27 protein-coding genes are annotated in these 25740 nt (G+C 68.2%); 11 read left to right on the plus strand and 16 right to left on the minus strand.

What is annotated here, in order from left to right:
• Window positions 1–56 precede the first annotated feature (56 nt).
• Both J7495_RS15425 and J7495_RS15430 read right to left on the minus strand, forming a co-directional pair.
• Window positions 57–482 carry a hypothetical protein gene (locus J7495_RS15425; RefSeq protein WP_294057599.1) on the minus strand — a complete coding sequence of 142 codons (426 nt, stop codon included), beginning with the start codon at window positions 480–482 and terminating at the stop codon, window positions 57–59.
• 14 nt (window positions 483–496) lie between these two features.
• Window positions 497–1030, minus strand: a complete 534-nt coding sequence (locus J7495_RS15430) for a Pycsar system effector family protein (RefSeq protein WP_294057601.1) — start codon at window positions 1028–1030, stop codon at window positions 497–499.
• A gap of 76 nt (window positions 1031–1106) precedes the next feature.
• Here J7495_RS15430 and J7495_RS15435 point away from each other — a divergent pair, with 76 nt between their 5' ends.
• The 6 genes from J7495_RS15435 (at window position 1107) to lptG (ending at window position 8958) form a co-directional block, all read left to right on the plus strand.
• A complete protein-coding gene (locus J7495_RS15435) occupies window positions 1107–2657 on the plus strand; it encodes an HAD-IIIC family phosphatase (RefSeq protein WP_294057602.1) in 1551 nt (516 codons plus the stop codon).
• A 193-nt stretch (window positions 2658–2850) separates the two neighbouring features.
• Entirely contained in the window at window positions 2851–3093 is a 243-nt protein-coding gene (locus J7495_RS15440) for an acyl carrier protein (protein ID WP_294057603.1), read from the plus strand.
• Between the two features lies 1 nt (window position 3094).
• Window positions 3095–4357: an aminotransferase class I/II-fold pyridoxal phosphate-dependent enzyme gene (locus J7495_RS15445; protein WP_294057605.1), complete on the plus strand. Its 1263-nt coding sequence runs from the start codon at window positions 3095–3097 to the stop codon at window positions 4355–4357.
• A gap of 224 nt (window positions 4358–4581) precedes the next feature.
• Window positions 4582–6513, plus strand: coding sequence for an ATP-binding protein (locus J7495_RS15450; protein WP_294057606.1), 1932 nt, complete (start codon window positions 4582–4584; stop codon window positions 6511–6513).
• 136 nt (window positions 6514–6649) lie between these two features.
• Window positions 6650–7852: an LPS export ABC transporter permease LptF gene (gene lptF / locus J7495_RS15455; RefSeq protein WP_294057608.1), complete on the plus strand. Its 1203-nt coding sequence runs from the start codon at window positions 6650–6652 to the stop codon at window positions 7850–7852.
• Entirely contained in the window at window positions 7849–8958 is a 1110-nt protein-coding gene (gene lptG / locus J7495_RS15460) for an LPS export ABC transporter permease LptG (protein WP_294057609.1), read from the plus strand. Before lptF ends, lptG begins: the two co-directional genes overlap by 4 nt.
• Window positions 8959–9128: 170 nt before the next feature.
• On the opposite strand, the gene J7495_RS15465 is transcribed toward lptG, so the two are convergent.
• The gene (locus tag J7495_RS15465; protein ID WP_294057610.1) at window positions 9129–10229 is read right to left on the minus strand and encodes a fatty acid desaturase; all 1101 of its coding nucleotides are present in this window, start codon (window positions 10227–10229) and stop codon (window positions 9129–9131) included.
• 151 nt (window positions 10230–10380) lie between these two features.
• Between J7495_RS15465 and J7495_RS15470 the strand changes: the two genes are divergently transcribed.
• Complete coding sequence (locus J7495_RS15470; RefSeq protein WP_294057611.1) at window positions 10381–11550, plus strand: N-acetyltransferase; 1170 nt, start codon at window positions 10381–10383, stop codon at window positions 11548–11550.
• A gap of 120 nt (window positions 11551–11670) precedes the next feature.
• On the opposite strand, the gene J7495_RS15475 is transcribed toward J7495_RS15470, so the two are convergent.
• From J7495_RS15475 to J7495_RS15510, 8 genes are all read right to left on the minus strand, one after another.
• Window positions 11671–11946, minus strand: a complete 276-nt coding sequence (locus J7495_RS15475) for a hypothetical protein (RefSeq protein ID WP_294057612.1) — start codon at window positions 11944–11946, stop codon at window positions 11671–11673.
• A gap of 236 nt (window positions 11947–12182) precedes the next feature.
• Window positions 12183–13007, minus strand: a complete 825-nt coding sequence (locus J7495_RS15480) for a transporter (RefSeq protein ID WP_294057614.1) — start codon at window positions 13005–13007, stop codon at window positions 12183–12185.
• A gap of 7 nt (window positions 13008–13014) precedes the next feature.
• A complete protein-coding gene (xth, locus tag J7495_RS15485; protein ID WP_294057615.1) occupies window positions 13015–13785 on the minus strand; it encodes an exodeoxyribonuclease III in 771 nt (256 codons plus the stop codon).
• Between the two features lie 10 nt (window positions 13786–13795).
• Window positions 13796–14131 (minus strand): iron-sulfur cluster insertion protein ErpA, encoded by a 336-nt coding sequence (gene erpA / locus J7495_RS15490; RefSeq protein ID WP_294057617.1) that lies wholly within the window; start codon window positions 14129–14131, stop codon window positions 13796–13798.
• 227 nt (window positions 14132–14358) lie between these two features.
• The gene (locus tag J7495_RS15495; RefSeq protein ID WP_294057618.1) at window positions 14359–15546 is read right to left on the minus strand and encodes a M23 family metallopeptidase; all 1188 of its coding nucleotides are present in this window, start codon (window positions 15544–15546) and stop codon (window positions 14359–14361) included.
• 121 nt (window positions 15547–15667) lie between these two features.
• On the minus strand, window positions 15668–16462 hold the full coding sequence (locus tag J7495_RS15500; protein ID WP_294057619.1) for a ferritin-like domain-containing protein: 795 nt from the start codon (window positions 16460–16462) through the stop codon (window positions 15668–15670).
• Entirely contained in the window at window positions 16462–16935 is a 474-nt protein-coding gene (locus J7495_RS15505) for a peroxiredoxin (protein WP_294057620.1), read from the minus strand. The genes J7495_RS15500 and J7495_RS15505 overlap by 1 nt, the downstream gene beginning before the upstream one ends.
• Window positions 16935–19628 (minus strand): bifunctional [glutamine synthetase] adenylyltransferase/[glutamine synthetase]-adenylyl-L-tyrosine phosphorylase, encoded by a 2694-nt coding sequence (locus J7495_RS15510; RefSeq protein WP_294057621.1) that lies wholly within the window; start codon window positions 19626–19628, stop codon window positions 16935–16937. Before J7495_RS15510 ends, J7495_RS15505 begins: the two co-directional genes overlap by 1 nt.
• Before the next feature lie 74 nt (window positions 19629–19702).
• Between J7495_RS15510 and J7495_RS15515 the strand changes: the two genes are divergently transcribed.
• Window positions 19703–19888: a hypothetical protein gene (locus tag J7495_RS15515; protein WP_294057622.1), complete on the plus strand. Its 186-nt coding sequence runs from the start codon at window positions 19703–19705 to the stop codon at window positions 19886–19888.
• A 67-nt stretch (window positions 19889–19955) separates the two neighbouring features.
• Here the strand turns inward: J7495_RS15515 and J7495_RS15520 are convergent, their stop codons facing one another.
• Together J7495_RS15520 and J7495_RS15525 are read right to left on the minus strand one after the other, a co-directional pair.
• A complete protein-coding gene (locus J7495_RS15520) occupies window positions 19956–20609 on the minus strand; it encodes a sigma-70 family RNA polymerase sigma factor (protein ID WP_294057623.1) in 654 nt (217 codons plus the stop codon).
• A gap of 314 nt (window positions 20610–20923) precedes the next feature.
• Complete coding sequence (locus tag J7495_RS15525) at window positions 20924–21727, minus strand: response regulator (RefSeq protein ID WP_294057624.1); 804 nt, start codon at window positions 21725–21727, stop codon at window positions 20924–20926.
• 247 nt (window positions 21728–21974) lie between these two features.
• On the opposite strand from J7495_RS15525, the gene J7495_RS15530 reads away from it, so the two are divergent.
• The 3 genes from J7495_RS15530 (at window position 21975) to J7495_RS15540 (ending at window position 24141) form a co-directional block, all read left to right on the plus strand.
• On the plus strand, window positions 21975–22148 hold the full coding sequence (locus tag J7495_RS15530) for a NepR family anti-sigma factor (RefSeq protein ID WP_294057625.1): 174 nt from the start codon (window positions 21975–21977) through the stop codon (window positions 22146–22148).
• A 9-nt stretch (window positions 22149–22157) separates the two neighbouring features.
• Entirely contained in the window at window positions 22158–23732 is a 1575-nt protein-coding gene (locus tag J7495_RS15535; protein WP_294057627.1) for a histidine kinase dimerization/phosphoacceptor domain -containing protein, read from the plus strand.
• A 271-nt stretch (window positions 23733–24003) separates the two neighbouring features.
• Entirely contained in the window at window positions 24004–24141 is a 138-nt protein-coding gene (locus tag J7495_RS15540; RefSeq protein WP_294057628.1) for an entericidin A/B family lipoprotein, read from the plus strand.
• A 35-nt stretch (window positions 24142–24176) separates the two neighbouring features.
• On the opposite strand, the gene tatC is transcribed toward J7495_RS15540, so the two are convergent.
• From tatC to J7495_RS15555, 3 genes are read right to left on the minus strand one after another with little or no spacing between them, the layout of a single operon-like run.
• Window positions 24177–24953: a twin-arginine translocase subunit TatC gene (gene tatC, locus J7495_RS15545; protein ID WP_294057629.1), complete on the minus strand. Its 777-nt coding sequence runs from the start codon at window positions 24951–24953 to the stop codon at window positions 24177–24179.
• Window positions 24950–25435, minus strand: coding sequence for a Sec-independent protein translocase protein TatB (gene tatB, locus J7495_RS15550; RefSeq protein ID WP_294057631.1), 486 nt, complete (start codon window positions 25433–25435; stop codon window positions 24950–24952). The genes tatC and tatB overlap by 4 nt, the downstream gene beginning before the upstream one ends.
• Window positions 25436–25489: 54 nt before the next feature.
• On the minus strand, window positions 25490–25723 hold the full coding sequence (locus tag J7495_RS15555; RefSeq protein ID WP_294057633.1) for a twin-arginine translocase TatA/TatE family subunit: 234 nt from the start codon (window positions 25721–25723) through the stop codon (window positions 25490–25492).
• Between the last annotated feature and the right edge of the window lie 17 nt (window positions 25724–25740).

The following is a 25740-nucleotide window of genomic DNA, read 5'->3' on the forward strand; positions in this document are numbered from 1 at the left end:
CGATGTCCTCCGTAACCCTGGGTCCCGGCTTTCGCCGGGATGACGGGTTGGTGGGATTAAACGGGCGGCTTGGCCAGGAACAGGATCCAGAACAGGCCGTAGAAGATGATCGCCACCGCCACCGCGCCGGCGATCCACTTCACCACGCTCAGCAAAGTCCGGAACCCACCCGAAGCCGGAAACAACACCATCAGCACGCTCGCCGCCCCGGCGACCACCGCGGCATAGAAGCCCGGCACCTCGAACAGCCAGGGCCCCTTGACCCAGTCGTTCATCCACGGCGTCTCGGAGGCGTAGAGCCGCGCCACATAGGCCGCCGGATAGTTCTTCGCGCAGAAGCGCAGCGCGAACAGCAGCGTGACGCAGTAGAGCACCGTCACCGCCAGCGCGACGAGCTTCGACGGCACGTCGATCCGCCAGCGCAGCAGCAAGGTCGCCAGGCTCAGCACGCAGAGTACCGCAAGCACGATCAGGTCGGTCATTCGGCTTCTTCCCCTTAGCCCAGATACGGCCGAGCGACGTCGAGCAGGAACGCCGCGAAGCTCGCCACCAGCCCGGCCAGGAACACGCGATAGGCCCAGCCGAGCATCCGGTATTTCTTGCGCCGCAGCACCTGGCCGTTCTGGTAGATGTCGCGCGCCATCAGCTCGAGGATGGTGCGGTCGCTCTGCGCGGCGTTGCGCAGTCCGGTAACGAACTCGGCTTCGGGCAGTTGCGTGAACGAGCCGAAGAACAGCAGGTTCAGCGGCGCGGGCTTTGCGTTCCGTCGCTTCCCCGCGCTCGGCAGCACCACCAGCATCGCGAGTACGGCGGAGACGAAGGCGAAGCCGCCGAGGATCGTCAGCGGCAGCGGCGGCAGCGCCCCGCGCGCCTGGCCGATCGCGAGCGTGAAGGTCAGGAAGGTCGCGCCCATCAGGATCGAGGCCTTTTGGTCGGCCATCTGGCTCAGCTGCAGGTGGATCGTCTGCGTGGTGCGCAGCATGTGGATATACTGCGGCGAATAGGCCGGCTCGGGCGCTTGCTCGTCCATCGCGTGGACCTCCCCCTGTCGCCGCGGAGCTTCGCATGCCCGTACGCCGCGCGCAATTCCGTCCTAGAATGAAGCCATGTGGACCGCGCCGATCAAGCTCATCATCTGGGACCTCGACGACACGCTGTGGCGGGGCACGCTCGCCGACGGCGACGACGTGACCCTCCACGAGACCCGCGCCGAGCTGGTCCGCGCCTTCAACGCGCGCGGCGTCGTCTCGGCGATCTGCTCGAAGAACGACCCTGGTGCCGCCCGCACCAGGCTGGTCGAGCTCGGCCTGTGGGACGAGTTCGTCTTCCCGCGCATCGCCTTCGCGCCCAAGCCCGAGGCGATCCGCGAGATCATCGTCGACATGCAGCTGCGCCCCGCCAACGTCCTCTTCGTCGACGACAATCCGATCAACCTCGGCGAAGTCCGCCACTGCCTCCCCGAGATCCAGACGCTCGACGCCACCGCGCCCGACGCCGACGACCAGCTCGCCGGCCTGCTCGCGCTCCAGACGGGCGCGCGCAGCCGCATCGACGACTATCGCATGCTCGAAGCACGCGTCCGCGACCGCGCCGCCGCGCCGACGCTCTCGAACGAGGATTTCCTCCGTTCGTGCGCGATCAGGGCCTGCGCGCCGCAGCGGATGGACAATCTCGAATTCGCCCCGCGCATCGCCGAGCTGATCAACCGTTCGAACCAGCTCAACTACACCCAGTCGCGCGTCGACCAGGCCGATCTCGAGCGCGACATCATCGACGTCGTCGGCTTCGACAGCTGGTCGATCTTCGCCTGGGACCAATATGGCCGCCACGGCCTGATCGGCTTCGCGATGGTCGACCGCAAGGCCGGCGCGCTCAAGCATTTCACCTTCTCGTGCCGGATCATGCACATGGGGCTCGAGGAATATGCCCTCGCCAAGGTGCGCGAGCTGTGGCCCGCGATCGACACCAGCGCCTGGGACGGCCGCTTCAGCCGCACCGCGCCGGACTGGATCGCCGACGCCGACTTCAACGACGCGCAGATCCGCGCGAGCCTGCGCGCCGACCAGTCGGCCCCCGCGGCCGAACCCGCGATCCGCATCATGTTCGACTGCCAGTCGGCCGGCATCGCGCATTTCAGCCGCTTCCGTCCCGCGATCGAGTTCGACAACCACCCGCGGCTCTTCGCGATGCGGATGATGGACGACGGCAGCTTCGCCGAGCAGCAGTTCCCGCCCTTCCTCGTCTATGGCGCGACGGTCGACTATCTCGACGTGCGCTGGCCGGGGAAGTGGCATCTCATCGACCTCGGCCTCTACGAGACCTGCGTGATCCGCACCTGCATCTTGCTGCTCGAGCGCGGCCTGCGCATGCTCGTCGTGCTGCCGCCGGAGGAAGCCGAGGAATCCAAATGGCGCCGCGGGCTCAACCACACCCCCGAGCGCGCGCGCCGCTTCAACGCGATCTGGCGCAAGGCGGCGCGCGAAAACCCCGCGCACGTCTATGTCCTCGAGGTCGCACACCTCCTCGACGACCCCGACGAGATGGCCGATGTGACGCATTATCACGCGAGCCTGCTCAAGAAGATCGCCGACCAGCTCGACGGCTGGATCCAGGACGTGGCCTTTCCTAAAGGCGAGGATCGCGCCGAAGCGGCCTGAGCCCAAATTTCCAACCGTCATCCCGGCGAAAGCCGGGACCCAGGGCCACGAGCGACGTCCTGCTTGGCCCTGGGTCCCGGCTTTCGCCGGGATGACGACTTGAAGGGTGGCCACTCTCCCCCGCCCCACCAGCGTCCCCTTTGCGCCGCATTCGCTTGGCACTGCCGGGCGATACCGTTAAGGACCCGACCCCATGAGCGACCGCCAGAGCATTTTCGAGACCGTTTCGGGTCTGATCGAGCCTTTCAACAAGAAGGGCGTGGCGCTGGCCGACGGCACCACCTTCGCCGGCGACCTGGAGTGGGACAGCCTGACGGTGATGGATTTCGTCGCCGCGATCGAGGACGAGTTCGACATCATCATCACGATGAACATGCAGGCCGAGATCGAGACCGTCGGCCAGCTCGTGGATGCGGTGCAGAAGCTGAAGGCCTGACATGACCGACGCGATCCAGACTGCCGACGCGACGCCGCTCAACCCGGCGCCGATCGCGCCCGAGCGCGACCTGATGAGCAAGTTCGACCCGCTGATCAACGAGCGGCAGAAGCTGCTCGACAGCGGTGTCACCGATCCCTTCGCGATCGTGATGGACGAAGTGAAGTCGCCCACGCTCGCGGTGATCAAGGGCCGCGAGACAATCCTCCTCGGCACCTACAACTACATGGGCATGACCTTCGACCCGGACGTGATCCAGGCCGGCAAGGACGCGCTCGACCAGTTCGGCTCGGGCACCAACGGCAGCCGCATGCTCAACGGCACCTTCCGCGACCATATGGCCGCCGAGCAGGCGCTGCGCGACTTCTACGGCACCACCGGCGCGATCGTCTTCTCGACCGGCTACCAAGCCAATCTGGGCATGATCTCGACGCTCGCCGGCAAGGGCGAGTACGTCATCCTCGACGCCGACAGCCATGCCTCGATCTACGACGGCTGCTCGATGGGCAATGCCGAGATCGTCCGCTTCCGCCACAACAGCGTCGAGGATCTCGACAAGCGCCTCGGCCGCCTGCCCGCGGAGCCGGGCAAGCTGGTGGTGCTCGAGGGCGTCTATTCGATGCTCGGCGACATCGCGCCGCTGAAGGAAATGGTCGAGGTCTCGAAGAAGCACGGCTGCATGGTGCTGGTCGACGAGGCGCATTCGATGGGCTTCTTCGGCCCCAACGGTCGCGGCGTCTATGAGGCGCAGGGGGTCGAGGACCAGGTCGACTTCGTCGTCGGCACCTTCTCCAAGTCGGTGGGCACGGTCGGCGGCTTCTGCGTGTCGAACCATCCCAAGTTCGAGGCGATCCGCCTCGCCTGCCGGCCCTACATCTTCACCGCCTCGCTGCCCCCCTCGGTGGTCGCAACCGCGGCGACCTCGATCCGCAAGCTGATGCACGCGCACAACAAGCGCCAGCACCTCTGGGAGAACGCAAGGCGCGTCCACGGCGGGCTCAAGGAAATGGGCTTCAAGCTCGGCACCGAGACTCCGGACAGCGCGATTATCGCCGTGATTCTCGAGGATCAGGAGCGCGCGGTGATGATGTGGCAGGCACTTCTCGAGAGCGGCCTCTACGTCAACATGGCCCGCCCCCCCGCCACGCCGGCGGGCACCTATCTGCTGCGCTGCTCGCTCTGCGCCGAGCACACCTCGGAGCAGGTCGAGCAGATCCTCGGCATGTTCAAGGCTGCAGGCCAGGCGACCGGCGCGATCGGCTGAAGACGCTGCCGCTGTCCTGTCCTTGGATCGTCATCCCGGCGAAAGCCGGGACCCAGGGCCGCGAGCGACGTCTTCCGTAGCCCCGGGTCCCGGCTTTCACCGGATGACGGTTGAGGGGCCGCAAGCCGTTCCCGCAGTAAATTGCTCGGCCCGGAAGCCGAAATCGGTGACGGTCCGCGTGCACACGGTTTGACCCGGTCGAGTTCGAAGCTAGAACCAAGTGCATGAGCGGCAATGGAGACGAGGCGCTGGCGAGGCAGCTCGACTGGCGCGCGATCCTGCTTGGCGTGCTCGCCCTGCTGGGCGCGCTGGTGCTCGTTGCGCTCGTCAACCTCCAGATGTCGACCGACCGCGAGCGCGACGAAGCGCTCGCCAAGCAGGCGCGAACCTATGAAGTGATCATCCGCGCCGGCCAGCTCTCGACCACCATCGCCCAGGCCGAGAGCTCGCTCGGCCGCTACGTGGTCAGCGCCGACAAGGCGATCGGCCGGCAATATGCCGATGCGATGGGCCGCGCCACCGACCAGATCGAGCGGCTCGACGCGACGACGCGCGACGATCCCGCGCTCCAGCAGCGGATCGGCGCACTGCGCAGCGCCTTCAACGCGCGGAGCAAGGAACTCAACGAGACCGCGCTCTATTCGGTGTTCAAGCGCGACCGCGACGCGCTCGGCGCCTATTATCAGGTCAGCGACACCCAGGCGCGCGCGGCGCTCGAGACGCGGCTCACCGCGGTGGTCGATCGCGAGCGCGACCTGCTCGGCCAGCGCAAGCTCGAAGCGGCAGCGCTGCTGGCCAGCTCGCGCACCACCACGACCGTGCTCGCGATCTTCGGCCTGCTCACCGTGCTCGGCTCGATCGTGCTCGGCGCGCTGATGGTCCAGGCGGTCCGCGAGCGTGCGCACGCCGATGCCGACGCCGCGGCCTCTGCCGCGCGCGCCGGGCAGCTCCACGAAGCCGTGGTCGAGGCGACTGCGCAGCTTCGCGAGGAGGCCCGCGAGCGCGAACAGGCCGAGGAGCGGCTGCGCCAGAGCCAGAAGATGGAAGCGGTCGGTCAGCTCACCGGCGGGATTGCGCATGATTTCAACAACATGCTCGCCGTCGTCCTCGGCGGGCTCGAGCTTGCAAAGCGTCACCTCCACCAGGGTGGCACCGACGCGGCGCGGCACATCGAGAATGCGATGGAAGGCGCCAATCGCGCGGCCACGCTCACGCGCCGCCTGCTCGTCTTCTCGCGCGAAGAGGCGCTGCTCCCCGCGTCGGTCGAGGCAGGCAAGGTGATCCACGGCATGTCCGATCTGCTCGATCGGACGCTCGGCGACCAGGTCACGGTCGAGACGCGCGACCAGGGGCTCGGCTGGCGCGTGTGGATCGACCGGCACCAGCTCGAGAATACGCTCCTCAACCTCGCGGTGAATGCGCGCGACGCGATGGACGGGCGCGGCACCCTCACCATCGCTACCGGCGGTGCGGCGCTCGGCGAGAATGAAGTCGGCGAGAATGCGGCGGGCGATTACGTCGTCATCACCGTGTCGGATACCGGCAGCGGCATGACCCCCGAAGTGCTCGAGCGCGTGTTCGAGCCCTTCTTCACCACCAAGCCGGTCGGCAAGGGCACGGGGCTCGGGCTCAGCCAGATCTTCGGCTTCGTCCGCCAGTCGGGCGGCGAGATCGCGATCGATACCGAGATCGGCCTCGGCACCTCGGTGAAGCTCTATCTGCCGCGCTACACCGGCGAAGCGGTCGCCGAGGAGGACGCCGAGGCGCATGTCGAAGCCGAGGGAGGCGAGCGGGTGCTCGACATCCTGGTGGTCGAGGATGATCCGCGCGTTCTCAACGCCACGGTCAGCGCGCTCACCGAGCTCGGCCATCGCGTGACATCGATCGACGATCCGCTCGCCGCGCCGGCGGCGATCGACCGGCTCGAATCGCTCGACCTGGTCGTCTCGGACGTGCTGATGCCCGGCCAGACCGGCCCCGAGATGATCGCGGCGCTGGAGCCGCGGCTCGCGGGCGTCGGCGTGCTGTTCCTCACCGGCTTCGCGGGCGAGGCCGGGGCGGACGCGTTCGGCGGCCATCCGGTGCTGCGCAAGCCCTATACCATGGCGGCATTGGCCCGCGCCGTCGCTGCGGCAGCCGCGCCGCGCAGCATGTGATTTCCGCCAGCCGTCCCATTGGCCGCAACTTTGCTGCTGACGCCCTCGGGAACCGCCTCTATAGCCCTGCGTCATACGCCTGCGGGTCCATCCCAGTCCCGCCGGGCCCAGGCAGTAAAGGCACAAGCCGCAGCGCATGAATTCGATCGATCGCTATATGGCGCGGCTGATCGCGGTGCCCTTGATCTCCACCCTCGTCATCGCTGCGATGCTGCTGGTGCTGGACCGCATGCTGCGCCTGTTCGACTTCGTCGCGACCGAGGGCGGGCCGATCAGCGCGGTGTGGCGGATGCTCGCCAACCTGCTCCCCGAATATCTCGGCCTGGCCGTGCCGATCGGGCTGATGCTGGGCGTGCTGCTCGCCTTCCGCCGCCTCGCGACCTCCTCGGAGCTCGACGTGATGCGCGCGGTGGGCTTGAGCTACACCCGGCTGCTGCGGGTGCCCTTCATCTATGCCGTGGCACTGGCCGCGGTGAACCTCGGCATCGTCGGCTTCCTCCAGCCCTATGCCCGCTACAATTACGAGGGGCTGCGCTTCGAGCTGCGTACCGGCGCGCTCGGCGCTTCGATCAAGGTCGGCGAGTTCACGCAGTTCGGCAGCCGGATGACGCTGCGGATCGAGAGCAGCCAGAAGGACGGGCGCGAGCTTTCGGGCATCTTCGTCCACGCCACCGCCAAGGACGGCACCTGGTATTCGGTCTCGGCGCGCAACGGCACCTTCCTGCGCACCGACAATCCCGACGAGATCGTCTTCCACCTCACCAACGGCACGCTGATCCAGAAGGGCAAGGATTCGCCGGTGCCGCGCGTGCTGACCTTCACCACGCACAACCTGCCGATCGCGCTCCCGAAATACGAGACCTTCCGAACGCGCGGCGGGCGCAACCTCGAGCTGACCCTGCCCGAGCTCGCGCGGATCGGCGGCGATCCCAAGGCCTCGACCGAGCTGCGCGACACCAGCCGCGCCGCCTTCCACTATCGCATCGCCGAGATCGCCTCGATGTTCCTGCTGCCCTTCCTCGGCGCGGCGCTCGGCATCCCGCCCAAGCGCTCGACCTCGGCGCTCGGCGTGTTCCTCTCGATCATCCTCATCGTGACCTATCACAAGGTCAACGAATATGGGCAGGCGTTCGGCGGCCTGGGGCGGGTGGACCCGATCATCTCGCAATGGGTGCCGTTCGCCGCCTTCGCGGGGCTGGTGTTCTGGATGTACTATACCGTCGCCTACGTCCCCGGCGGCCAGCCGATCGGCGCGCTCGAGCGCGGCTTCGCCAAGCTCAGCGCCTTCGTGATCCGCCACCTGCCCTTCCGCCGCGACCTGGGAGCCAAGCCGGCATGAGCGCGCTCGGCAATTTCGCCAACTTCTTCCCGTCGCGGACCATCTCGCTGTACATGGTGAAGATGTTCATGATCCGCACCTTCGCCATCCTGGCGGCGCTCGTGCTGGTCCTCCAGATGCTCGACCTGCTCTCGGAATCGGGCAAGATCCTCGCGGTGCCGGGCAATGGCGATGGCGAGATCTGGCGCTACGTCAGCATGCGCACGCCCGAGATCATCTCGCGCTTCCTGCCCTTCTCGGCGCTGCTCGGCACGATCATCACGCTCTCGCAGCTCAACCAGAACAGCGAAGTCGTCGCGATGAAGAGCTCGGGGCTCTCGGCGCACCAGGTGCTCGCGCCGCTGATCGTCGCGGGACTGGGCGTGGCGATCGTCTCCTTCGCGTTCAACGAGCGGATCGTGGCCCGCGCGACCGCGACGCTGGAGGCGTGGAAGGCGGTCGACTACAACAGGCTCCCGGTCGACCATGGCGATCGCAGCAACGTGTGGGTGCGCAGCGGCGACGACCTGATCCAGGTCGAGCAGATCAACGGGCGCGGCGACGCCGCGCGGCTGCGTGGGATCACGATCAACGAGCGCGACAAGGGCGCGCTCACCTCGATGATCATGGCCGACAGCGGCACGCGCGAGGGAAAGGGCTGGCGGCTGCAGAACGCCCGGCGCTTCGACGTGATGACAGGCAAGCTCACGCCGCTCGGCACGGTGCATGCCGCCGACGGGGTGCGGCCCGACCAGTTCACGCTGGCGCAGGTCGATGCGGATTCGCTGTCGTTCATCGGCCTGTCGGAGGCGATCACCGACCTCAAGGCCGCCGGCCGCCAGACCGACGCGCTCGAAGGCGCGCTGTGGCACAAATTCTCGGGGCCGCTTTCGGCGGTGCTGATGCCCTTGCTGGGCGCCGTGGCGGCGTTCGGCATCGCGCGTTCGGGCAAGCTGTTCCTGCGCGCGGTGGTCGGGATGGCGCTGGGCTTCCTCTATTTCGTCGCGGACAATTTCGCGCTCGCGATGGGCAACCTCGGTGCCTATTGGCCCTTCCTCGCCGCCTGGGGACCGTTCCTGCTGTTCCTGATGATCGGCGAAGCGGTGCTGCTGCGGACCGAGGAATAGTCCGCTGACCGTCACTCCGGCGACAGTCGGGGCCCAGAGTTACGGAGGACGTCGCTCGCGGTCCTGGCACCCGGCTTTCGCCGGGATGACGACCGAAGAGGGTGCGAACATGAAAAAGGCCGGAGCATCGCCGCCCCGGCCCCCGTTCCTGAAAACCCGGCCCTGAAAGCTCAGCGCGCGATCATCGTGCTCCGCACCAGCCGGACGACCAGCCCGGGCAGCCCCGGATAGCTCGCCTTGTGGTAGGCCGAGTCCCGCCCAAGCGCCTCGCTCAACCGGCGGTGTGCCTCGCCCAGCGCGTGATAGGGCACGCCCGGCAGCAGGTGATGGAGCGCATGGTAGCGCAGCCCCACCGGCGCCCAGAGCAAGGGCAGCATCCCCGGCGGCGGCACGTTGACCGAGTCGAGATATTGCGCGGTCACGCTCATCGGCTCGCCTTCATTCTCCCAGAGATGCGCGACGAGCGTGCGAACCTGGTTGATCACCGCGCCCACCGCGAACACGCCGAGATACGTCAGGAAGGCGCGCACCGGGATCACGTCGGCGACCACCATCGCGACCAGCGCGATCGCCCAGAGGCTGGTCGCGACCTCGAGCGCGAGCCAAAGCCGCTTCGCCTCGCCCTCGGGCGCGCGGCGGCGGAAGGCGGGGTTGATCGCCAGCGCCGAATAGCGTTCGACCACCAGCTTGCGCACCGGCGGGAAGACCAGCGAGAGCGGCGCGAACACCGCGAAGCGCACGATCAGCGCGACCGGCGCCAGCGCGGCGAGCAGCACGAACACCGGCACCGTCCAGGGCTTCATCAGCGCGAGCGGCAGATATTCGGGGTCCTCCGCGGTGCCGTAGCGGGTGCGGGCGTGGTGGAGGTTGTGCACGCCTTCGTACATGAACGAAGGCGCCATCGTCGGGATGCCGATCACCAGGTTCCAGTAGAGCCGAAACCCGGGCACCGCCGAATGCTTGATGTGCGAGACTTCGTGGATGAAGCTGCCCGCGCGGTAGAGCGCCAGCGCCGAGACGAGGCCCGCGACGATCGCCCAGCCGAGCGGCAGCATGATCGCGGCGCAGAGCGCGCCCCAGCCGACGATCACCGACAGCGTGAGATCGGTCCAATAGACCCAGGGCTTGGGCGCGTTGAGGTCACGCGTCAGGTCGGCGGCGGCGCGCAGCATCGCCTTGTCCTCGGCGCGGCGGACATCGGCAGCCGTCCGCGAAGACGCCTTGCCTGCGTCCGCGTCATGCCATTCGAAAGCGACGATACCACTGGTCATACTGGCCCCTTGCCCGGAGATAGTGGCTAGATGGTGGCATGGGAAGGGGTGCGCCCGGCCCGCCTGCCTCACCGCCGCCCTTCTCTAGGCGCTTGACACGGCCTCGCGCGAGCGAGACTGGATCCGCCGCGCAAAGACGAGGACCCATCACTTGGCACAAGCCGCACCGACCGTCCGCCCGATCTCGATCGACAACAAGGCGGACAAGAAGGCCTATATCGACCTGGCCTATCGCCTCAACGCCAAGGATCCCGCCTGGGTGCCGCCGCTGCGCGACGAAGTGGCGGGGATGATCGATCCCAAGAAGAACGGCTGGTTCAGCCATGCCGAGAACCAGCTGTTCCTCGCCGAGCGCGACGGCCGCGTCGTGGGGCGCATCTCGGCGCACATCGACTTCCTCGCGCTCGAGCAGCCGCCCGAGCAGGGCTTCGGCCCCGGCACCGGCTTCTGGGGCATGATCGAGGCCGAGGACGAGGCGACCGCGCAGGCGCTGATCGCCGCCGCCGAGGGCTGGCTCAAGGCCAAGGGCATGACGCGCGCGCTCGGCCCCGTCAGCCTCTCGGTCTGGGAGGAGCCCGGCCTGCTGGTGAAGGGCCATGAACAGTCGCCGACGATCATGATGGGGCACAACCTGCCCGAATATCAGGGCTGGATCGAAGCGCTGGGCTACGAGCGCGCGAAGACGCTGCTCACCTATGAGCTCGACGTGTCGAAGGAATTCCCGCCCGTCGTCCAGCGCATCGTCAGCTCGGGCGAGAAGAACCCGCGGATCAGGATCCGCATGGTCGACAAGAGCAAGTTCGCCGAGGAAGCGCAGGTGATCCTCGACATCATGAACGACGCCTGGTCGGGCAACTGGGGCTTCGTGCCGCTCACCCAGCGCGAAGTCGACGATGTCGGCAAGAAGATGAAGCCGATCGTCTTCGAGGAAATGATCCGCATCGCCGAGTACGACGGCAAGCCCGTGGCCTTCATGATCACGCTGCCGGACATGAACGAGGCGATCAAGCCGTTCAACGGCAAGCTCTTCCCGTTCAACTTCCTCAAGCTGCTGTGGTGGCTCAGGAAGCCGATGGTCCACACCGCGCGCGTGCCGCTGATGGGCGTGGTGAAGGAGCTGCAGACCAGCCGGCTTGCCAGCCAGCTCGCCTTCATGATGATCTCCTACATCCGCCGCGCGACCGTGGCGAAGTACGGCGCCAGGCGCGGCGAGATCGGCTGGATCCTCGAGGACAATATCGGGATGAAGTCGATCGCCGAAGCGATCGAGAGCCGCGTGAACCGCGAATATGTCATCTACGAAAAGCCGCTGACGGCCTGAATTGTCCGCGGCTTTCGGTACGGCTTCCGCGGCCGGGCGTGCCGTGGATGGGGGACCACGACACGCCCGTCGCAAGCCGGCAGCGCGAACGCGAGGGCGCTGCCGGAAGGTCGTGCCGGCTCAGCGAGCCTGAAGGTCCAGCGGATCGACGCCGTCTTCCTTGATCCAGCGCTCGCGGGTCTTGCAGGTCTGGTGGCCGATGCGCGAACCGGTGGTGAACTGCTTCACGCAGATCATGCGCGACTTGGAGACCTCGGCCTTTTCCTGGGTCTTGGCGACGGGCGCCTTGTCGCCGTCGGGCGACGCGGCGAAGGCGGGGGTCATCGTGCCGGCGAGCAGCGCAGCGGCGGCGATGGTGGCGGCGGTGCGGGTGGCGCGGCCGAACGTGGCGGTCATGTCTCTAACTCCCTCTCTGCTTCCTCCAGGCCAGGGGGGTCTCGGCCTGTACCCAAGGAATTGCATCGAGCGTGCCAGTTTATGATTTACTTTAATATCAATATCTTAGCTTAAACGAGAAGGCAGTGACGGTGCTATAGTACAGTAAATCACGCCAGCTTTTGGGAAAGCCCGCCGATGAGGCGGACGGAGGCGCGCAATGGCGAGCGGTTTTCCGAAAGGGGCCCGGGCCGCAATCAGAAGCGGCGGGCGATTCCGGCGTAGATCTCGGTGTCCGCGGCGTCGTGGTTGAGCCCCAGCGCGCCACCCACGTCGAGCTGGAGATCGTCCGAGACCGACCAGGCGAACGAGCCCCCGGCATAGCCCTGTGTCGTCCCGCCCGCGGGATCCTCGTCGCGGATCCACTGGCCCTCGAGCGTGAAGGACAGCGCCGAGGTGAGCGGCACGCCGAGCCCGACGACTTCGCTCGCCTGGAAATGGCGGCCATGCCCGTCGCCGTCGACCGCGGCGGCGAGCGTCGCGGTGCTCTGGATCGAGAAGTCGCCCGGAAGCGCGAGGCTGGCCGGAATGGCGAGCGCGGCGCTCCAGTCCCCTGCCCCGGCCGGCGCCTTGCCGACCGGCAGCATCACCAGCGGCTCGAGCGTGATCGAGAAGCCGCTGCCGTCTGGATGGACGAGGTTCTTGCGCAGGCCGAGCGTCAGGTCGCCCACCGCGCTGCCGGTAGCCACGCCGCCAGCATCGCGGACACGCTCGCGGACATAGGGGGTCCAGCCGATCTCGGCTTCGAAGCTGGTGCCGATCCCGGCGCGGACGAGCGTGTCGGCGAGCGTGATCGTGTCGGTCACCGCGCCGCCGCTCCTGTCATGCTGCCAGTCGGCAAGGCCCGTCTCGACCGAGACGCGGCCCGGCGCAATCGTGCAGGGCGTGTCGCCCAGGCCGGGGCGCGCGGGGCAATAGTCGCGCTCCTCCTGCGCCATCGCGGGGGTCGCGGCGGCCAGGGCGAGAGGTCCAACGATCCAGATCGGCTTCATCGCGATGCTCCAGTCTCCTGGACGCATCATAGCAGGCTCAGCGCAGCTGCACCCAGGTCGGCGCATGATCGCTCGCCTTCTCGCGGCCGCGATAGTCCTTGTCGACTCCGGCGTTGAGGAAGCGGTCGGCGGCGATCGGGCTCAGCAGCAGGTGATCGATGCGGAAGCCCGCGTCGCGCTGCCAGGCGCCGGCCTGATAGTCCCAGAAGGTCCAGACCCCGCCCTGGGGGAAGCGCGTGCGCAGCGAATCGGTCCAGCCCTGCGCGAGCAGGCCGCGGTAGCGATCGCGCGCCTCCGGCTGCATCAGCGCATCCTCGGCCATCGCGCGAACCGAGAAGGTGTCATCGTCGTTAGGGATGACATTGTAGTCGCCGGCAAGCACCACCGGCCGCTCCTCGGCGAGCAGCGCAAGGGCGCGGTCCTGCAGCCGCTCCATCCATTTGAGCTTATAGTCGAACTTGGGGCCGGGCTGCGGATTGCCGTTGGGCAGGTAGATCGACGCGACGATCAGGTCGCCGACCTCGCATTCGATGTAGCGACTGTGCGCGTCGTCGGGATCGCCCGCGAGCCCGCGCTGGCGCTCGACCGGCTGCTGGCCCTTCGCCAGCACCGCGACGCCGTTGAAACCCTTCTGGCCGTGCCAGACCGCGCCATAGCCGGCGGCCTCGATGTCCTTGGTGGGGATGCCCTCGTCGGCGCTCTTGAGCTCCTGGAGGCACACCACGTCGGGCTGCTGCTCGGCGAGATATTCGAGCAGCCGCTCGAGCCGGGCCTTGATGCCGTTGACGTTGTAGGTGACGAGCTTCAACGCGGCGCGCTCAGACCGAGAAGCTCGACCCGCAGCCGCAGCCCGAGGCGGCGTTGGGGTTGTCGACGCGGAACGCCGCGCCGCCGAGCGATTCGACGAAGTCGACGCTGGCGCCGCGGACGAGGTCGAGGCTGATCGAATCGACCACCAGCTTCACGCCGTCGGTCTCGGCGACGATATCGTCGCCCTCGATCCCCTCGGCGAAGCCGAACTTGTACTGGAAGCCCGAGCAGCCGCCGCCTTCGACCGAGAGGCGGAGGATCGCGGGCTTGCTGGTCTTCGCCGCGATCACGGCGACGCGCGCGGCGGCGGCGGGCGTGAGCGCGATGTCGGCGACGGTGGTCATGCGGGGGAGATAGTGGCGTGCGGGGCGAAGGGCAACCAGCCACCGCGCTCCATGACCGTCATCCCGGCGAAAGCCGGGACCCAGGGTCACGAGCGATGCGGCTTGCTGCCCTGGGTCCCGGCTTTCGCCGGGATGACGGCATCAGTATCGGGATTAGAAGTTCGCCAAAACGACGGAGGCCGCCTCTTCGGGCGGCCTCTCGCTCCTCTCCTGCTGGACTCGGAAACTCAGTCGGCGGCGGGGCCGCCCATCGCGCCCTTCTGCTGGATCGCGGCGAGATAGCCGCCGTTCTGCAGGAAGGGCACCGGGTTCACCGCCTTGCCGTCGACGCGCACCTCGTAGTGGAGGTGACTGCCGGTCGAGCGGCCGGTCGAGCCCATCAGGCCGATCAGCTGGCCGCGCTTCACCTTGGTGTTCTCGCCGATCAGGATCTTCGACATATGGCCGTAGCGCGTCGAGATGCCGTGGCCGTGGCTGATCTCGACCATGTTGCCATAGCCGCCGACGCGGCCGGCGCGCGCGACGACGCCATCGGCCGTCGCATAGATCGGCGTGCCGAGCGCCCCGGGGATGTCGACGCCCGGATGCATCGCCGCCGAGCCGCGGAACGGATCCGAACGCACCCCGAAGGTGCTCGAAAACGTGATGTTCTCGACCGGCTGGAGCGACGGGATCGAGATCACCGTCTGCTCGAGGTTGTCGAGCTTCTGCCAGGTGAGGAACAGCGAGCGGAACTGCGCGTCGGCATCGGCCGCAGCCGTATCGCCGCCATCGCCGTCGGCCGCTTCAAGCGGACCGCCCATGCCGCCCTGGACGATCGGGAAGCCGCCCTCGAAGCGCTGCGGATCGAGGCCGAGGCCGCGAATCTTCGCCGCGGTCTGGCTGTAGCGCGCGTTGAGCACTGCCTGCGCCTTGCCGGCGAGCGCCAGCTGGCGGCTCTCGAGCTTGCGCAGCGGCGCGAGGACTTCCTCGGCGATCGCGCTGGTCTTGTTCGCGGCGTCGGGGATCGGCTGGTTGATCTTGGCGCGATCGGCGTTGCCGGTCAGCGCGGCGGAGATCAGCGCCTGGTTGTGCTCGACGCGCGCGGCGTGCGCCTTGACCGAGGCCTTGGCGGCCTCGACGTCGTCCTGCATCTTCTGGACCTGCTTGGCCATCTCGGCCATCTGCGCCTGGGGCGAAGTGTCCTTGCCGGCCACGCCGCTCACCGAGATCGCGCCGACCATCGCCTGCGCCACGCCATAGCCCGAGAAGAGCACGGTGACGGCGCCCACGCAGGCGACCACCGCCTGGGTGCGCCCGGCGATGCTGAAGCGCTTCAGGTCGCGTCCGTCGTGAAAGATGAAGTCTCGCGTCGTGAACAGGGCGCGGATGCGGTCCGCGAGCCGCGCCTGTTTGCTGTACGATGCGTTAGCCATGAGTCCCCGGCAAACCAAGGAAGACAGCGCCGGTTGATCCCAGCGTCAGCCTTCGAATTTCACTATGTCGAACGCAGCCCCTCCGCGTCGCGACCCCTGCCACGACTTTTGGTATGGGAACTCATTGGGCCGCAAGTGGTTGGTAATAATCGCGCGTCAAACCGGCTGAGTCGCGCGCCGAGTCGTTGAACGGTGGCTTAACCAGCCCGCGGAAATGGCGCTCGACCAGCTCGCGCCACTTGGTTTCGGGCACGAAACTTTCGCGCGCGCAGCCCGATTCGAACCAATATGTCCCTGCCCGAACATGGCGGACCTCGTCGTTGAGAATCCGTGTGAGGATTCGGGCGCTGGCTGCATCGCCGACAGCCGAAAGCCGATCGATCGTCGAGGGCGTGACGTCGAGCCCGCGCGCCTCCAGCACCATCGGCACGATCGCGAGCCGCGCGAGCACGTCGTGCGCCGTCGCGGTCGCGGCGTCCCACAGCCCGTCGTGCGCAGGCAGCGCACCGTAGCGGCTGCCGAGCTGCTTCAGCCGCCGGTCGAGCAGCGCGAAGTGCATCGCCTCGTCGGCGCCCACGCCGAACCAGTCGTCGACGAACGCTCGCGGGAAATGCGCGCCGAACCGTCCGGCCATGTCGAACGCCAAGTCGATCGCGACGAACTCGATGTGCGCCAGCGCATGGATCAGCGCGATGCGGCTGCGTTCCGATCCCGCCTTGCCACGCTTGGGCATGCGGTTGGGCGGGAGCAGCTCGGGCTCGGCCGGGCGCGCCGGGCGATCGGGCATGGCGACGTCGAAGTCATGCGCCAGCCGGCCCATCCGCCAGCCGCGCGCAGCCGCTCGCGCCGCCATCACCTTGTCGCGCGGGTCGGCCGCCGCGAGGACGGCTCGCGCCGCCTCAGCGACGCTGCGCATCAGCCGTGGCCCAGGTCGCGCACGGCTTCGAGCACGTCGATCGCATGGCCGGGCACGCGCACCCGGCGCCAGGCGCGCACGAGCTTGCCCTCGGCGTCGAACAGGAAGGTCGAGCGGTCGATCCCCATGTATTTCTTGCCGTAGAGCGACTTCTCGACCCACACGCCGAACGCCTGCATCGCCTTGTCGTCGGTATCCGTCGCGAGCGGCACGGTGAGGTCGTATTTCGAGATGAACTTCTGATGCTTGATCGCGCCGTCCTTCGAGACGCCGAGCACCGCCGCGCCGAGCGCTTCGAACTCGGGCATCAGCGCCGAGAAGTCCTGCGCCTCGCGCGTGCAGCCCGAGGTATCGTCCTTGGGGTAGAAATAGAGCACGAACGGCTTGCCGACGCAGTCGCGCAGCGCGATCTTGCCGCCCGCAGGCGTGTCGAGCTCGATCGCCGGAATCTTGTCGCCCTCTTCGATTGCCATCAGCGTTTCACCTTGCCTCGTACCGACTGCCAGCACGCGCGCACCTCCTGCCGCGTGCGCTCGAACTGCGCAACCGTCTCGTCCCAGGTCGCAAGCCCGAGCGCGCGCGCGATCAGCGCCTGCGTGGCCGCGCCCGGCACCTGGCTGTCGGGCGCCACCAGCCGAAGCACGACGAGCAGGCGCGAGAGGAACTCATAGGCGGGGCGCATGCCCGGCTTGAGCTTCCTCGCCGCTGCGAGCGCGTCGATCGCGCGGCCGAGGTCGGGGTCGAAGCCCTTGCGGCTGGCGAGCTGGATCGTGTGGACCGCGAACTCGAGGTCGACGAGCCCGCCGTCGAGCAGCTTGGCGTCGAGCGGGCCGGCCGGCGGCTTGTGGGTGGCAATCTCGTGGCGCATCTTCACCGCGTCGGCGGCGATGTCGCGCTTGGGCCGCTTGCCGTCGAGCACGCGGCGGATGACCTGGACGACCGCCTCGCGCGCCGCCGGCGAGCCGTGGATCGGGCGAGCGCGGGTCAGCGCCATATGCTCCCAGGTCCAGGCTTCCTGCTCCTGGTAGCGGCGAAAGCCCTCGAGCGAGACGACCAGCGTGCCCTGCGCGCCCGACGGCCGCAGCCGCGTGTCGACTTCGTAGAGCGGGCCCGAGGCGGTCGGCATTGCCAGCGCGCCGCTCAGCCGCTGTGCGAGCCGATTATAGTAAGTCACTGCGCCAAGCGGCTTTTGTCCGTCGCTCTCGGCGAGATAGTCGCCGGTGAAGAGATAGATGAGGTCGAGGTCGGAAGCATGGGTCAGTGCCCCGCCGCCGAGCCGGCCGAGCGCGAGGATGACGAGCTCGCTGTTCGGCACCTTGCCGTGGCTGCGCTCGAACTCCTCCGCCGTGGCGGCGGCGAGCGTCTGGATCGCCGCCTCGGCGACACGGGCATAGCCGGCCGAGACCTCGAGCGGGTCCGACGTCCCCGCGACGATCTGCGCGCCCAGCGCGAAGCGTTTCTCGCCGACCAGCCGGCGGACGCGCTCGAGCAGCCGCTGGTAATCGTCGCCCCGCTCGCCCGCACGCATTTCGGCGGCGATGTCGTCCACCGACGCGACGGGCTCGAGCGCGCTCGCATCGATCAGCCCGTCGAGCAGCTCGGCGCGGCGGCTGAGCCGGTCGGCGAGCGTTGGCGCCAGCGCCAGGATCGCGCCGAGCAGCCGGGCGAGCGGCGGCTGCGCTTCGAGCAGGCGGAGGAAGTTGATCGCGCTCGGCAGCTTCGAGAGCATCGCATCGAAGCGCGCGATCGCCGCGGCGCTGTCCGGCCCTTCGGCGAAGGCCTTGACCAGCCCGGGCAGCACCGCCTCGAGCGCCTCGCGCGCCGCCGGGCTGCGCAGCGCCGGATAGGTGCCCGAGCGCCAGCCGTCGATCAGCCGCTGCGCGGTGGCGGGGTCGGCGAGTCCGGCCTCGGCGAGCGCCACGGCCATTGCCTCGCCGCCCGTGGGCAGTTGCGAGCCCCCCTCGCCCGCCAGTCCGTCATAGACGCGGCCGACGCATTCGACATGCGGGCGCAGCCGTGCGACCAGCGCCGCGCCATCGGCCATGCCGTCGAGCCGCGCGACATTGTCGAGCGTCGCCGGATCGGGCGGCAGCCGGTGGGTCTGCAGGTCGTCGACCATCTGCAGCCGGTGCTCGATCGTGCGCAGCTCGGTGTAGGCCCTAGACAGCGCCTGCGCCTCGACCCCGTCGACCCACCCCGCTTCGGCGAGCGCGGCGAGCGCGTCGCGGGTGGCGGGCGCGCGCAGGCCGGGATCGCGGCCGCCGTGGATCAGCTGGTGGATCTGCGCGAAGAACTCGACTTCGCGGATGCCGCCGCGCCCGCGCTTGAGGTCATAGCCCGGGCCGAACACCTGCCCGCGCGAATGATGGTCGCGGATGCGATGCGAGATGTCTCGGATCTCGCGGATCGCGCCATAGTCGAGCGCGCGGCGCCACACGAACGGGCGGATCGCGGCGAGGAAGCTCTCCCCCAGCGCAGTGTCGCCGGCGCAGGCGCGTGCCCGGATGAAGGCGGCGCGCTCCCAGGGCAGCGCCTGCGATTCATAATAGCTGATCGCCGCCTCGACCGGCAGCACGATCGGCGTTACTTCGGGCGACGGGCGCAGCCGCAGGTCGACGCGGAAGACATAGCCCTCGCCGTCGCGCTCCTGCATCAGGGCGACCACCCGGCGGCCGATGCGCACCGCGGCTTCCTCGGGCGCCTCGCGCTCGCGCGCCGGCAGCGTCGCGGGATCGAAGACCAGGATCGGGTCGATGTCCGACGAATAGTTGAGCTCGCGGCTGCCGAGCTTGCCGAGCGCGATCGCCGCGAAGCCGCGCGGCTCGGCGTCGGGGGTGCGCTCGCGGATCGCCGCGCGGATCGCACGGCCCAGCGCCTGGTCGGCGAAGTCGCTGAGCACGTTGGTGACGCGCGTGAGGTCATAGGCACCAGAGAGATCGCCCAGCGCGACGAGCAGCGCGAGCCGCCGACGCTCGCGCCGGAGCGCCGCGCCTTCGCTGGGCGCGTCCACACCCGCCCGCGCCGCCGCGATCGGATCGGCGAGCAGCGCGGGCGCGTCGGCGACCAGCGCGGGCTCGCGGTCGATCAGCTGGGCAAGGAACGGCGCGTGCGCGCGCGCGCGCGCGATTGCCGCATCGAGATCGGCTTGCTGGGGTGTCGAAACCATGACCTGCGGCGCCTTGCCCCAATCAATCCCTGCAATGTCAAGCAACAAATATGGAGAACGACCGTTTTAGGGGCATGGCACGCGAAGACGCCTTTCTTGATGCAGATCAGCACCAGCCCGGCCTCCGGGTCGAGCGCCCGCGCGCGGGCGACGCGATCGGCTTTGCGCTCCGCGATGCCTATGCCGGCGAGCGCGGCTTGCCTGACGATATGATGGCGATGCTCCGGCGGCTCGACGTGCCCGGGCCGCACGCGGGCTGATCCCGCACTCAATGTTCTCACGTAAAGCCGTCATCCCGACGAAAGCCGGGATGACGGCAATCGGAAATCAGCGCTCGCGGCTGAGGTCGTCGACCTGCCCCATGATCGCGTCGAGCGCGCTCTCGCCTGACGGAAGCCCGGACTCGCGCCGCGACGGCAGGCTGCCATCGTTCAGCAGCGCCTCCAGCGCCACGCGGCCGCGCGCGACGCGGCTCTTGATCGTGCCGACCGCGACCTGGCAGATTTCGGCCGCCTCCTCATAGGCGAAGCCGCCCGCGCCCACGAGGATCAGCGCCTCGCGCTGCGGCTGTGGCAGATGGAGCAGCGCGCGCTGCATGTCCGAGAGCTCGACGTGCTTGTCCTGGCTCGCCGGCGCCGCCAGCAGCCGGTCGGCGACCAAATCGTCCCACTCGCCCTTGAAGCGCGAGCGGCGCATCTGGCTGAGGTAGAGGTTGCGCAGGATGATGAAGGTCCAGGCGCGCATGTTGGTGCCGGCCTGGAAGCGCTTGCGCGCGGCCCAGGCCTTGAGCAGCGTCTCCTGCACCAGGTCGTCCGCCAGGTCGCGGCTGCCCGAGAGCGAGCGGCCGAAGGCCCGCAGGTGCGGGATGACCTGCGCCAGCTGCTGCTTGAACTCGGGATCCGACAGGGAGACATGCTCCACGGGCGTATTCTCGCCGGCGGCTTCCTCGTTCTCGTCCACGGATTTTTCGGGCTGAGTCATGCGATTCCATCGATTTGGCCGCGCGCCCGGGCGGCCGGAATTGAACCTAGGCGCGGCAGCGGCGCTTGCCAATTGCATCGTCCGACGCCCCCTCGCTCAAAGCAGGTAATAGATGAGGAGGAAGGCGATGATGACCAGCGCGAGGCCGAAGCCCAGGATGTAGCGAGTCATGTGCGGGGTAGCGCCGGCGCGGGCGTCTTCCGTGTCGATCTGCATGGGTTCCTTCTCCGCCATGCCACACCAACGCGCGCAAACCGTTTTGGGTCCGTATCAGGTGGAACTCGCCCAAACGGTTCGCCGCGCCCGCGCTACCGTCAGCCGTGCGCCGGAACGGTGGCCTGATCGAAGAACAGCGCCTGCGCGATCGTGGTCTTCACCGTCTCGCGCTGGAAGGGCTTGGTGATCAGGAAGGTCGGCTCGGGCCGCTCGCCGGTGAGCAGCCGCTCGGGGAAGGCCGTGATGAAGATCACCGGCACCGAGAATTCGGCGAGGATGTCCTTCACGGCGTCGATGCCGGAGCTGTCGTCGGCGAGCTGGATGTCGGCGAGCACCAGGCCGGGCCGTTCCTCCATCGCCAGCGCCACCGCTTCGTCGCGCGTGACGGCGACGCCGGTCACGTCGTGGCCCATGTCGCGCACGATCGTCTCGAGGTCCATCGCGATCAGCGGCTCGTCCTCGATGATCAGCACGCGCGTGCGCGTCTGGCGTTCGATTTCCGAAATCGCCTCGGCGACCAGCCCCGAGACGTCGCCCGCGGTCCGGCCGATCAGCATTGCGGTATCCTCCGTGGTAAAACCCTCCATCGCGGTCAGCAGCAACGCTTGGCGCGAAAGCGGCGCGAGGCGAGCGAGGCGGCGCCGGGCGATCGCCTCGGGCTCGCTCACGTCGCCGGCATCCTCGTCATGCTCGTCGAGGTGCGTGGTCTGCCAGATCGCCTGGAAGGTGCGGTAGAGCCCCAGCCGGGCATCGATGTCGCGCGGGAATTCGTCCGGCGCGGCCACGATCGCCTCGAGCGTGGCGCGGACGTAGCGATCGCCCTCCACCTGGCTGCCGGTGAGCGCGCGCGCATAGCGGCGCAGGAAGGGAAGGTGCGGCGCAAGCTGCTGTCCAAGCGACATAGTGAACTGTTTCTCCCTGGGGGACGGCCAGCTTTTGTCGCGCTCCCGCCCCCGCATTGCAATTGCCTTCATGCCCTTCCGCACATGCCCCTGCACGGAATCGCATCGGGTGTGGAACAAACGAGCCGCTGTTTGGTTTCATGCCCCATACGCCGCCATGCGCGGCACTCGCCACCGACGAGCGCTTGTGCTCGTCGGCAACAGTTTATATCCGAGCCCCCGGCCGGTCCGGGTTCCTCAGGGGGGAATGGTGCGTTCCGCGAAAAAGACCGTGAAGAAGCAGGATAGTACAGCGCAAGGCGGAACGAACGGGCGCAAAGGCGGAGGCTCCGTCGGCGCCGCGTTGCGGGAAGCCTATGACGAGACGCTGGGCGAATCGATTCCTGACGAGATGCTCGAGCTGCTGAAGAAGCTCGGCTGACGCCTGGCGATGACTCCTTCCAACCCGGAGACGCGCGGCAAGGGTGCAGCGGGTCTCCTGGCGCGCATGCCAACGGGCGCGAAGGTGTTCGCCATTCTGGTCGTCGCGCTGCTGCCGCTCGCGCTGATCGCGCTCATCACCACGCTCCAGACCACGCGCGAGGCCGACCTCGATGCGCGCGCGCGGCTGCACGCCGCCGCTGAGGAGAGTTCGGGCGTGCTCGCCAATACGCTCGCCAACCAAATCCCCGAGCTTCGCGACGCGCTCGCCGCGCTCGAGGCGAGCCCGGCCGACGCGCCGAGCTGCATGCGCGTCCTGGGTGCCTATGGTGCGCTCAGCGCCGCGGGCGTGCGGATCGCCATCACCGGCCGGCGCGGCGAGCAGCTTTGCGGCCAGCGCCTTTCGATTTCCGGCACCACGGTGCTGCGCGCAGGCCAGGTCGAAGCGACCATCGTCGACGAAGCGCTGGTGCTGCGCGTCGGGGGTACGCGCGGCGGCATCGCCACGGCCTATTACCCTTCCACCGCGCTTGCCGCGATCGCGCGGCCGAGCGGCTTCGTCCCCGATTACGGCGCGACGCTGGTGAAGGAGGACGAGCGGCTCGAACTGCGCGCGCTCGCCAGCACCGGCACGCTCGGCCGCAACGAGCGCGTCAATACGCCGCTCGGCATCGACGGGCTCGTGCTCGAGATGACGATGCCCGGCGCGCAGCTCACGCGCCCGCTGGTCATCGCGATGGTGATGCTCGTGCTGATGTGGATCACCGCGGCGGGAATCAGCTGGTTCGTGGTCGACCGGCTGCTGATCCGCCCGCTGCGACGGCTGCGCCGCGAAGTCAGCGCCTATGTGCCCGGCGAAGTGATCGATCCCGCCTGGTCGGGCGCGATGCCCGCACAGGAGATCCGCGAGCTCGGCAACACCTTCCGCGGCATCAGCCAGACGGTGAAGGACCATGAGGCGGGGCTCGCCGAGGGGCTGGTGCGCCAGACCAAGCTGACCCGCGAGGTCCATCACCGCGTGAAGAACAACCTCCAGGTCATCGCCAGCCTGATCAATTTCCACGCGCGCGGCGCCAGGAGCGCCGAGGCGAGCGACGCCTATGCCTCGATCCAGCGCCGCGTCGATGCGCTCGCGGTGGTGCACCGCCACCATTATGCCGAGATCGAAGTCAACCGCGGGCTCGAGCTCCGCTCGGTGATCGGCGAACTCGCCTCGAGCATCCGCGCGACGGCGCCCGAACATGCCTCGGGCTTCGGCATCACGCTCGAGATCGAACCCTATCTCGTCTCGCAGGACACCGCGATCGCCGTGGCCTTCCTGCTCACCGAGCTGCTCGAGCTGGCGATCACCTGCAGCGACAGCGCGCAGGTCCGCATCAGCGTGAAGCCCGAGGCCGAGCCCGATCGCGCGCTGCTGCGCGTCACCTCGCCCGCGCTGGTCGAAAGCGCGCAACTCGAGGAGCTGCTCGAGACGCGCCACGGCCGCATCATCGCGGGGCTCGCGCGGCAGCTGCGCACGCGGCTCCACCACGAGCCGCTGACCGGCGCCTATGAAGCGACGATCGCCGTCACCGGCCACGCCTGAACTTTTTTCGAAAAATTTTGAACTACGCGGGAACCAGGACCCACAGAGGACGTTCTACACCCCGGATAGTGACCATTTGCCCCCCCGCTCTCGCTATCCAAGACATGGGCCCGGAAGCGTCAACCCTCCCCCCCCCGGTGACGCTTCCGGGCCTAACATTTTCCAGCAGCATCGTTTTTCCACTCGCCGCAGGGCTCGGCCCATGCGCGGAACGATTTGCTGCGGCCGCGCATTGAGTGCGCGCCATCCCAGTTCCCAAAGGAGAGTATCGATGCGCAAGATTTTGGGCTTGACCCTCACCGCCACTGCCGCGCTGCTGCTGACGGCGTGCAACACCGTCGAAGGCGTCGGGAAGGACGTGCGTTCGGCCGGCGATACGGTCGCCAAGACCGCCGACGACGCCAAGTAAGAAATACCGAAGGCCCCTCCCCCATGCGGGAGGGGCTATTCCGCAGCGGCTTCCTTGGCTTCGGCCTCCACCTCCCGCTCGCGCCGCCGGCGCGTGAACCATATTCCCAACAGCGACAGGAAATAGAGGCCGCACAGCGGCACGGCGAGCAACAGCTGCGAGCCGACGTCGGGCGGCGTAAGCACCGCCGCGATCCCGAACGCGCCGACCACCGCATAGCGCCAGGCGCCCTTCAGCTGCTCATAGGTCACGATCCCCGAGCGCTCGAGCAGCATCAGCAGCACGGGCAGCAGGAACGAAAGCCCGAAGCCGAAGATGAACTGCATGATGAAGCCGAGGTACTTGCTGACATCGGGCATCGCCTGCTGATGCACGGGACCGAGGTCGCCCTGGAAGCTGAGCAGGAACTTCAGCGCGGTGGGGATCGCGACATAATAGGCCATCGCCGCGCCGGTCAGGAACAGGATCGGCGTCGCCAGCAGGAACGGCAGCAGCGCGCTCTTTTCGCGCCGGTAGAGCCCAGGCGCGATGAACTGCCACAGCTGGTTGGCGATGATCGGGAACGACAGCATCAGCCCGGCGAAGAAGGCGACCTTCACTTCGACGAGGAAGCCGCCGTAGATCTCGGTGTTGATGATCGTCACTTGCCCCGCGCTGCCCAGCGGCGCGACGAGGAAGGCGAGGATCGGCCGAGCAAAGACCATGCACAGGGCGAAGCAGATGACGAGCGCCGCGACCGACCAGAGCAGCCGCCGACGAAGCTCGAGCAGATGTTCGAGCAGCGGCGCCTGGGTATCGTCGATATCGTTCACGGCTGAGCCTTGGCGCGGGGCTTGCGCGGCTTGGGCGCCGGGGATGCGGACATATCCTGGACCGCCGCCTTGGGCTTGGCGGCCCGGCGCCTTGGGGCGGGCGCGACAACCTCGGACTCCGCCGGGGCGACCGGCTCGGGCGGGATGTGAATCAGCGGCTGCTCGACCATCACCGGCTCGGGATCGGCGGCCTCCGGGCCCGTATCCGAATGCCCGATCAGCGCGTGCGGCGCATTCAGCGACGGCTGGGGAAATTCGCGCATGATGCGCTCATTCTCGGCCTTCCACTGCTTCTCCATCTCGGCGAGCTCGGCCTCGCGCACCATCGCGTCGAAGCCCGAACGGAACTGGCGCGCGACTCCCCGCGCGCGGCCGACCCATTTTCCGGCCAGCCGCATGGCCTTGGGAAGGTCCTTGGGCCCGATTACCACCAGCGCCACCACGGCGACGACCAGCAACTCGGCAGGGTTGAAATCCAGCATTCAGCGATTAGCCCGGCAGGCGCGCATCATAATCGGCGCGCGGAAACGAAGCGCTCAGCGCTGCTCCTCGCGGACGCGCTCGGCGTCGCGGTCGACCTGCGGCTCGGGCGCGGCCTTGCCTTCGATCCGCGCGGCAGGCTTGGCCTCGTCGTCCTCGGACATGCCCTTCTTGAAGTTCTTGATGCCCTTGGCGACGTCGCCCATCATGTTCGAGAAACGCCCGCCGCCCAGCACCAGGATCGCGATGCCGGCGAACAGAAGCCAGTGCATCAGGCTGAAACCACCCATTTCAAATCTCCTCGATT

The organism is Sphingomonas sp. (genome assembly GCF_017745215.1).
GTDB lineage: Bacteria > Pseudomonadota > Alphaproteobacteria > Sphingomonadales > Sphingomonadaceae > Sphingomonas.